Raw genomic sequence first — 9,714 nt, forward strand, 5'->3', positions numbered from 1 at the left:
AGGAGGAACAAATTAATGGCAAGTGGTTCATTAGGACATTTAGCTGCGACTGTCACGCTGGATATTGATCCGTTCAAATCAAGTTCACGTGCGCTAAATTCGCAAATCAAAGCAACTGGTTCTGCTTTACGAGCCCAAGAGTCTGCTCTCAAAGGCTATGGCTCTAGCCTAAACGGTATGAAGTCAGTCTATGGCTCAATGGGTCAGCAGATGAAGAATTATGAAGCAAAGTTACAAGCACAAAAGCAGACTTATCAAGATTTGACTAAGAAAACTGCTGATACTGCTGAAGAACAAGCCAAATTAACCACACGACAAGCTAACGCTGCTAGCCAATACAACAAGACTTCTGCTCAAATGGAAGCTTTACGAGCTAAGATGAACGCCACACAGCGTCAGATTACTTTGCAAAGTAATGGCTGGTATCAAGCTGGACAGAAGGTAAGTACATTTGGCACACATATCACCAATGCCAGTCAGAAGCTTAGTACAGTCGGTAGTACGATGACCCGTGGTGTTACAACTCCGATTGTGGCCGGAATGGGACTAGCAGTTAAGTCTGCCATGAGTTTTAATGACGAAATCAATTCGATTGGCCCTTTGCTGACTAATGGTGCAGCTGTTACGGGCAAGTTTAAAACTCAGCTAGATCAGATGGGTAATGCGTCTAAACGCTGGGCCCAACAGTACGGAATTTCGACTAATTCCATTAACAAGGGAATGGCCGACTTAGTTCGTGCTGGTTATTCAGCTAATCAGACGATGAAGATGATGCCTGCGATCCTGGATGCTTCACGTGCTTCTGGTGAAGACTTCAATACTGTTATGGATGTGGTAACTTCCACCATGACACAGTTTGGAGTCAAGGCTAGCCACACAACTAGTGTAACTGACGCTATGACCTATGCAGCTAATGCCACTAAATCTGGCTTTGCTGATATGGGCGAAGCTATGAAGTATACTGGTCAGTCAGCACATGCTGCTGGTATCGATTTGAACACGACAGTTGCCGCAATCGGTCTGTTATCAAATGCTGGCTTGCAAGGCTCGACTGCTGGGACTGCCTTTAATATGATGCTGCAAAAGTTAACTGCAGGATCAATGGCAGCTGGCTCACCAATGCAGAAGTTAGGCGTTAATATCGATGCTTTCAAAAAAGGAACAATTGGGCTGCCTGAAGTAATTAACGAAGTTACAAAAGCTACAGCTGGCATGAACAAGGGCCAGAAAGTTGCTGCCGTTACTGCTGCATTTGGTGAACGTGGTGGCCGGGCAATGTTGGCTTTGATGAACGCTGGTAGCAAACAATTAACTGATTTAACAGCTAAGACAGGACAAGCTGCAGGAGCTACTAAAAAAGTTTCTGATATGATGGGAACTACTGCTAAAGCTCAATTTGACCGTTTCAAATCGTCGGTTCAAGTTTTAGGTATTGAAGTTGGAAACAACCTGATCCCAGCAATTACTCCTTTGGTTGGTAAAGCAACTGAAATTGTAAAAGCATTTGGCAATCTTGATAAAGGAACTCAACAATCAATTATTAAGTTCGCTCTGTTTAGTGCTGCGATTGGACCAGTTGCGTCAGTTATTAGCAAAGTTGGATCAGTGATTGGCGGTACTTCTAGAGGAATTGGAGCATTCGCGTCAGCAATCGGCCGAATGCAATCAGCTGCTAAATTAGGCGGTACAGGACTCCAAATTTTGAAGTCCGGTTTTAGTCAAGCAGCGTATGAGTCGACTACATTTGCCGGACAAGCGGCAGGTGCTGCGAGTGGAATGTCCAAAGTTGGAAGTTCAGCGATGGGGGCTGCTAGAGGATTCAGTCTGCTTAATCCATATGTCCTTGGTGCAACAGCAGTGATCGGCGCTGGTGTAGCAGTTTGGGAACTTTGGGGCAAGAAAGCAGTCGAAAGTTCTCAACGAACTCAACGTTGGGGAGCTGATATCGGTAAATCTGCAGATGATGCAGCTTCTAAATTTAAGAACTATGCAACTCAAGCTAATGTTGCTTTAGACGACACAGCTAGTTCAGCAACTACTAACGGTAAAACTATTGAGAAAGCTTTTGCTGGTATGGCTAAGTCGGCTGAACAAGCTGCTAAGAAACAAAAAACTGCTGCTGATAAGTTAGCTGAAAGTATTGGCGGTGCAGCAGGTGCTGCAATCGAAGCTGAAGCTGCTAAAGAAGATAAAGCTAACCAGAAACATATCTCAAAGATCAATGGTTATTACAAGCAAGTTCAGTCGATTACCAAACAGGCTCGTGATAAGAATGTTTCTTTAACACAAGAACAAAGGGATACTCTCCACAATCTTGAAGTCAAGATGGCACAAGAGCAAGTTCAAACTTTGGGGCTATCGAGTAAGAAGCAACGTCTTGTCCTGCAAGCTGAATTGAACCAGACAAGCAAAGCAACAAAAAGCCAACTCGATCAGATGGCAAAGGCTTCTGCCGATGCTGCTAACAAGGAATTGGATAACTACAATCAGACTTATGGCAAGATCAAGCACAGCACTGTTTTGTCTACCCAAGAGAAAAACAAAGCTCTGGAAGCTCTAGAAAATGAGCATAATAATACCATGAATCAACTTGGTATTGGATTTATTAATGCTGAAAAAGCCAGAGGAAAGAGCCGAGAAGGTATTTTGCAAGATATGCAGGATAGCTATGGTTGGACGGTTGAGCAAGCTAAGAGCGCAATGAAAGCCTATGAGGATGCACAGAAACAAACCTCAACGTCAGTAGTCAAAGTTACTGCTGACATGAAGAAAAGCGTATCTGCTGCAGCCGACTCATGGAATAGCTTAATTCTTGATCCTAAGACAGGAAAGATTAAGACTAATGCACAAGCGGAAGTAACTAAGGCGGTTCAGTCAAAAGACAAATGGAATCAAATTAAGTTACTCGAAAAGAAAGGAAAGCTGTCTACTAACGCAAAAGAGATGGTTGCCAATGGCTTGCTTGAATCTGGTAAGTGGAACAATATGTCTTGGTCTGAACGAAAAGCATGGGTTAGATCCAATGCGGGCGTTGAAGTTGCCAAAGGCCTAGAATCTGCAGGTAAATGGAACGGATTAACCTTGCAACAGAAAGAAGCAATCGTTAATTCCAAGGGTAAAAAAGAACTCGCTGAGAATATTGTTAAGTTTGGTTTATGGAATAGTTTGCCAGAAAAAACTAAAAAGTTACTTGCTAAAGACGCTGGAGCTCATGCCGCTTTGACTAAAGGCGGAATTGATGTTGATAAGTATAATGGTAAAAAACCGATCAAGAAAAATTTGAAAGGCGACGCTTCTTCAGTTACTAAGGCAAGTAATGAATCTCAGAAAAAGGTAGATCAACACAATAAAAAGAGTGTTAAAAAGAAAGACTTTACTGGTGCCGCCGGCTCAATTATTGGTGCAGCTAACCAATCTGTGACAGCGCAGGATAAACATAATAAGAAAAACGTGAATAAGAAGAGCTTTACTGGTAATTCTTCAAACGTTCAGACTGCTGCTCGTACCGGCTGGCAACATATCGATACCTTTAATGGTAAACATCCAGGACCAAAAACTTTCACTGGTCATGACAATGCTTCTGGTCCGGCAAGCCGGGCAAGTGCTGGTGTAGATCAGTTTGCTCGAAAGAGGAATCATACAGTTACACTGACAACCATTATTAACACAGTTAAGAACTTCTTTTCTCGTAAAAAGAACGCTAAAGGTACTAACTATCATCCTGGCGGTTTAATGGAGGTCAACGATCAAGTTGGTAGTACTTTCCGTGAATTAGTTACGATGCCCGATGGTCAGTCTTTTATTCCTGCTGGTAGAAATGTTATTTTTGATGCTCCACGTGGGACTAAAGTTTTAAAGGCTAGTCTGACACAGAAACTTTTTAATGTGCCACAGTTTGCAACGGGTACATCAGAGGCTAACCGAGCGGTTAATACAATCTTAAATACACCAAACCAGGCACAGATGGATAGCAACAACTTGGTGGCCATTCAAAATGATAACGCGGATGTGGTAGCCAGTTTGAATGAACAGACTGGTCTATATCGTGAGCAAATTGCCTTAATGAATAGATTAATAGATTTAGCGACATCCAAGAAATCAACGGATAGTGATCGAGAAATGGTACGTAATTTATCACAACAGTTCAATAAATTTGATTCTCAACGAGGTAGGGGGCGGTTAACAACATGACAGTAACAAGTTTTACTTTTAATGATTTAAAATCAACTGATTTTAATATGTATATTAATGCTGAATATGAAATTGCCAGCTCTGCTTCTGATTATCAAATTGTGGAAGTTCCTGGAAGAGATGGCGATTTGATTATTCCAAATAATCGGTATAAAAGTTTCGTTCAAGAACTACCAATTATTTATTTGGGTAAGCATAAAGAAACAATGCAAAAAATTGATCAAGCAAGACAAATCATGTTAGCAGATTCAAAATGGCATGATTTTTTATTTAGTTTTGATCGAGACTATATCTATCGTGCAGCGTATTTGTCTAGTTTTCCGGTTAAGAAAACAGTAACTGGTATAACCCAAACCCTACAATTCGAAATGATGCCTTACAAGTATCTAACATCTGGTCAGTCGTATCAGACTATTACTAATAAACAAGTATTGACCAACCCTGGTACCATTTCAGCTAAGCCGATTATCAAAGTCACTGGCGAAGGTGATTGCACGATACAAATTGGCTCTGCTAAGGTATCTCTAAAGGGTATTGATACAGGTATCATTATGGATACTGATAGTCAGTCATGCACTAATTTGGCAGGTACAAGAACGGCATTCGATAAAATGTATGGTGACTTTATGTCCATTGCTAAGGGCAATCAGACGGTCACTATCACAGGTGATAACATTACTAAAATAGAACTTTTACCTAGATGGGCGGTGAGATCATAATATGAGTTATCCAGTATTATATGCAGCAGATGCCACAGACTTCTTTAGTAACGGCTTGGGGACGTTACCAGACGCTCTGACAGCTGTTGTGACAGAAGAACGTAATGGCGAGTTCGTGTTAGACCTCACCTATCCACTCAACGGTAGAAGAGCTGGTGAGATTGAAAACAACAGAATTATCAAAGTTGATGCAGGCCATAAACTGAAAGACCAGCGCTTTATTATCAAGACGGTCACGCCTAGCATGGATAATTCTGGCAACACGATTATAACTGTCCATGCCGAACATGTATCATATTTAGCTAATGATTTGGCTATCAAGCCTAATATCACAATGCAAGATATGTCCGCAGAACAAGCTCTAACAATGTGGAATGACGGCTTAACGACACCAAAGCAATTTACTGTTGATAGTGACATTGAGACGCATAATGGCACGTCATGGACGATTGATAAGGTAACCAATGCAAGACAGGCATTAGGTGGCGTTGAAGGGTCAATCCTTGACACATGGGGCGGTGAGTACCGCTTTGACAATCTCCATATTAGCCTGCTATCACATCGTGGCACAGTCTCTAACACGCTATTATCATATGGACGCAATCTGCTGTCATTTGAGCAAGAAAATAACATTCTGGAGACATATACAAGTATCTATCCATATGCTAGTTTGTCAGAGGTTGTCAATAGTGATTCAACGAAGGTCTATACAGTTGATGGCTTAGTGGTTGATTCTGACTATCGGGATCGGTACCCTAATCAGAAAGTATTGCCAGTGGACTTTGCTAGTCAATTTGAAAACGTCAAGGTTGGGACCAATCCAACAAAAGGTGACGGTTCAGACGATAAGACAACAGTCTATATGAGTGTGGCACAGGTACAAGCCAAACTTAAATCTTTAGCACAGTCCTATATCAAGACTAATAAAGTAGGCATTCCAAAAGTCTCCATTAAGGTATCATTCATTGACTTGTCCAAGACCAGTAATTATGCCGATTACGCTCCATTGGAAGCATTGGACCTATGTGATGAGGTACCGATCAGATTCGCTAAATTAGGCATTGATACCACAGCTAAGATTAGTCGTGTTGTCTGGAACGTTCTGCTAGACAGCTATGACAGCCTTGAATTAGGCGACATCTCTGCTACACTAGGCGATAAATTAAGTCAAGTTGAACAGATTGCAAGCAATGCTAATGACAAAGCTGACAAGGCTAAAAGCATTGCCCAGACAGGCGCTGACGGTAAGTCTACGGTGTTCAGAGGTCCCGATACGCCAGTTGCTAATCATGTGGGAGACCTCTGGTACAAGCCTAATGGTGAAGATACAGAGATGTATCAGTGGGACGGTGTGACATGGGTCTTAATTGTCTCCACCAAAGATACGCATGAGATTCGGGATAAAGTTGACGCAGCTATGCAAGAAATGGCTGACTATGCCGATAAGATTAACAGTGCTAACGATAATTCAGCTCAAGCTTTGGAAGCAGCTAACATAGCCAAGCAAACTTCACAGGATGCAGCTAATTCTGTTGGACAAGCACTAAGCGATGTTGCAAATGCTCAACAGAATGCCAGTGACGCACTTGCTAGTGCTACGACAGCTAATAATTCAATTATCGGCATTAAGAACGACATTGACACTATCAATGGCAAATTTGATTTGGTTGCTTCGAAAAGTGACATCGATACACTTGATCAGCGTGTTAAAACCAACGAACTAGCAATTAAAGGCAATTCGGATGCTCTAGAGCTGACAGCTAAACAAGCTGATGTTGACTTGCTATCTGGGCGAATCGGAACTGCCGAGAACTCGATTAAGGTTAATGCAAAAGCAATTGAAGGTAAAGCTTCAGCTAGCAGCGTTGATGAGCTTAACGGCGATTTGAACACCGCTAAGAATCAGTGGATAGCAAGTGCTGATGGATTTACGGCAGACATTTTGAAGGTTAAAGGCGACATTCAAGCAAATGCCGCTTCAATAAAAGCCACGGCCGATTCCCTAAAGCTAAACTATTCAACAATAGATGATACCCAGTCTTGGGTCAACAATCAGATAAACATTGCATCAGATAGCTTTCAAGTTTCGATTAACAGCATCCAGGATGATGTTAATAACTTAGCTTTGGCAGGCACTAATCTATTGCGGAATTCTGGGGATCCAAAAACTTTAGATTTCTGGAAAGAGCCAACAGGTAGGTTGAGCGTCACCAAACACAGTTTCTTTTTTAACAGTTCACGAAATTTGTTCATGCTAAGCAACGTTCTAGCTACTGAGAAGACCTTCAGAGGCGAAAACATTCAGGTCAAGCCAAACACTGACTATACCCTATCTTTCGATGTCTTTAATAGCCAAAATGTAGTTAGTTCGGATGCTTTTCTAATAGGAAATGACGCAAGCGGGAATTCGGTTGTCATAAATATTGTTGCTAATGCACATTATGATTCTGATAGGGATCGTCGTGTTGCTTATACTTTTAATACAGGTAATATGGTGTCAGGATATATACGGTTCGATAATAATGGCACAACAAATAGCAAAATTTGCGCTCTGTATGTTGGCGACATTATGTTGACTGAAGGCACCGGCAAGGTTTGGAGCCCCTGTGTACTCGATTTTGCAACTCAAACAGATCTGTCTGTTACTAACGGCCAGATTGATTTAATGGTGAAAAAAGGAGAGATTGTCAGTCGTATTAATGCTTCTACTGAAGGAGTATTAATTCAAGGCGACAAAGTTCGCATAACTGGGCAGACCGTAATTGATAATGCGGTAATCAAGTCCACCATGATTGATACAATCGATGCAAGTAAGATTACCGCGGGAATTCTAGATGCTGCTAACGTCCATATTATCAATCTTGATGTTTCGAATTTAGTCGGCGACACCACAAATTTCGTTCAATCTGCGTGGAATGCGGTTTCTAAATTTGTGACGATTGACGGTACGGGAATTAAGATTGGCGCTGGACAGGGTGTGCTATCACTTAATAGTACTGGCATGAACATTCTAGATCAGTACAATGGGGAAGATATGGGGTCCATCAGTGCAAGTCATTGGCTCACCAATGATGCAATGAACGGTCTAAGTTTTAATCTAAATTCGAAAGCTGAGTATATGGCATGGGCATATCGAAAAGACACGACATCTCCATATACTCCTGCACTGACATACTTCCCAAGGCTTGATACTGCCAAGGGAGCTGGTATGACTAAGGGGTTCAATTTCGATGACGATGTTGCTATACGAGGAGCTCTGAAGGGTGATGGAAATGCCAGCAACTACCTAGCCTTGGGTGCTGCCAAAGTTGGGGCTTCAGACAACTTTATCACAATCATGAACTCAAACAGACAAGCTGGTTTTGTTTTTGGGAATACTGAGATGTATCTGATAGGCATGGACAACTCGGTATTCCATCTTTCAAAAATAATCCAAGGATTGGAAAAATTAGTTGGGAACAAATTTATCATCCCGTTAGAACTTGATGGTGAAGGAATCAAGACATATACGGTTATGGAATTCTAGGAGGCAGGAAATGAAGAATGTAGTTAAATTTAGAAATGCAGAATTGGTGGCTATCGGTAACTTTTTAGGGAATTTAAATCTCAAGAATATGGCTTCTTTGGGGCGTTCGAAATTGATTAAACTGATCGTTGCGAAAAATGCAGATTATCAGAGTGATTTAAACGTAATTCGTGACCAATTTTTCGAAAAAAACGAAGACGGTGAATTCAAGACTGAAAAAGGCGGTCAGAAGCTGATTTATAAGAATGTTTCTGATAGAAAAGAAGCCGATCAGCAATTTAAGAATATCAGTGATGATGTAGCAGTGATCTCAATTACCGAGTACTCAAATAAATTCAAAAAGTTGTATGAAGCTTTACAGAATTATGAAGGTGAGTTCAGCAATCAGGACGCTTTGCTTTATGAATTGGTAATGGATGCCTTTGATAAGTGTTTTAAAGACGGAAAAGAGGAATAAGGATGGAAATTAAAATGATGAGTTTAGAGTATAGTTTTGATGAGAATGGCAAAACAGACTGTGTTAGTGCAAACTTTAATGGCGGGCAAGATAAGGAATACATTAATGCTCGCGTCTGTGTTACACCAGCTGATTTGGCTGAGGAACAAGATATTGATGATTTGTCGCGTAAGCAATTGGAGAAGCTGGCACGTGCTCGGCTGGCAGAAATCGCAGCAGTTTCGGAACAACCAGCTGAGAAAGGAGAATAGAAATGAAATTAACAATCGAAGGTACTGAATCAGAAATTAAAAACGTGCTCCAAGCTATTGGGAGTAGCAAGGAACACGATAAGACAGTTCAAACATTAAACTTCCGGTTTTCCAGCAGTGATTCCGTCACTATGAAGCCACATATTCTTGCACGAACCGCAAGCAACTAGGTCAACCTTATAGCCAGCACCGATGTTAATGTTTCCATCGTCATTAACTGTCTGAAGCAGAATATGTTGACCTTCTGGCAAGTTCATAGGGCCTACATTATAAGCTCCACAGAAAGGACATTTGTTCATTTTTCTCACCTCCAATATATTGAGCTAATTCAATTATAAATGTGAGTGAATGTAAAAGATAATCAATTAATTTTTATGAATATAGTAGTAGGCATCTAGCAACCGCTAGGTGCTATTTTTGGTGCGCCCGGCATGGGCAGTAACTAGGCGGTGTGAGTCCGCTGTGAGCCGTAGTGGTCGGTATCACAAGTCGAAGGCAAGGGTGTCTATTGCGAGGTAGAATCTGAAGGAAGCCCTAGACAAAACATCGAATCGATGTACAAGAAGTGGC

At 41.4% G+C, this 9,714-nt stretch carries 6 protein-coding genes; 5 read left to right on the forward strand and 1 reads right to left on the reverse strand.

Going from position 1 to position 9,714, the window contains the following annotated elements; all coding sequences use genetic code 11:
• Nucleotides 1-15: 15 nt before the first annotated feature.
• The 5 genes from LFYK43_RS07215 to LFYK43_RS07235 are packed head-to-tail and all read left to right on the forward strand — an operon-like array spanning nt 16 to nt 9,144.
• The gene (locus LFYK43_RS07215; protein ID WP_124976881.1) at nt 16-4,191 is read left to right on the forward strand and encodes a phage tail tape measure protein; all 4,176 of its coding nucleotides are present in this window, start codon (nt 16-18) and stop codon (nt 4,189-4,191) included.
• On the forward strand, nt 4,188-4,910 hold the full coding sequence (locus LFYK43_RS07220; protein ID WP_124976883.1) for a hypothetical protein: 723 nt from the start codon (nt 4,188-4,190) through the stop codon (nt 4,908-4,910). The genes LFYK43_RS07215 and LFYK43_RS07220 overlap by 4 nt, the downstream gene beginning before the upstream one ends.
• A 1-nt stretch (nt 4,911) precedes the next feature.
• Nucleotides 4,912-8,436: a phage tail spike protein gene (locus LFYK43_RS07225; protein ID WP_124976885.1), complete on the forward strand. Its 3,525-nt coding sequence runs from the start codon at nt 4,912-4,914 to the stop codon at nt 8,434-8,436.
• A 10-nt stretch (nt 8,437-8,446) separates the two neighbouring features.
• Nucleotides 8,447-8,893, forward strand: coding sequence for a DUF1617 family protein (locus tag LFYK43_RS07230; RefSeq protein WP_158609210.1), 447 nt, complete (start codon nt 8,447-8,449; stop codon nt 8,891-8,893).
• Between the two features lie 2 nt (nt 8,894-8,895).
• Nucleotides 8,896-9,144 (forward strand): hypothetical protein, encoded by a 249-nt coding sequence (locus LFYK43_RS07235; protein ID WP_124976889.1) that lies wholly within the window; start codon nt 8,896-8,898, stop codon nt 9,142-9,144.
• A gap of 95 nt (nt 9,145-9,239) precedes the next feature.
• Here LFYK43_RS07235 and LFYK43_RS07240 read toward each other — a convergent pair whose 3' ends face one another.
• Entirely contained in the window at nt 9,240-9,443 is a 204-nt protein-coding gene (locus tag LFYK43_RS07240; RefSeq protein ID WP_124976891.1) for a hypothetical protein, read from the reverse strand.
• Nucleotides 9,444-9,714: the final 271 nt, after the last annotated feature.

The organism is Ligilactobacillus salitolerans (assembly GCF_003864415.1).
GTDB lineage: Bacteria > Bacillota > Bacilli > Lactobacillales > Lactobacillaceae > Ligilactobacillus > Ligilactobacillus salitolerans.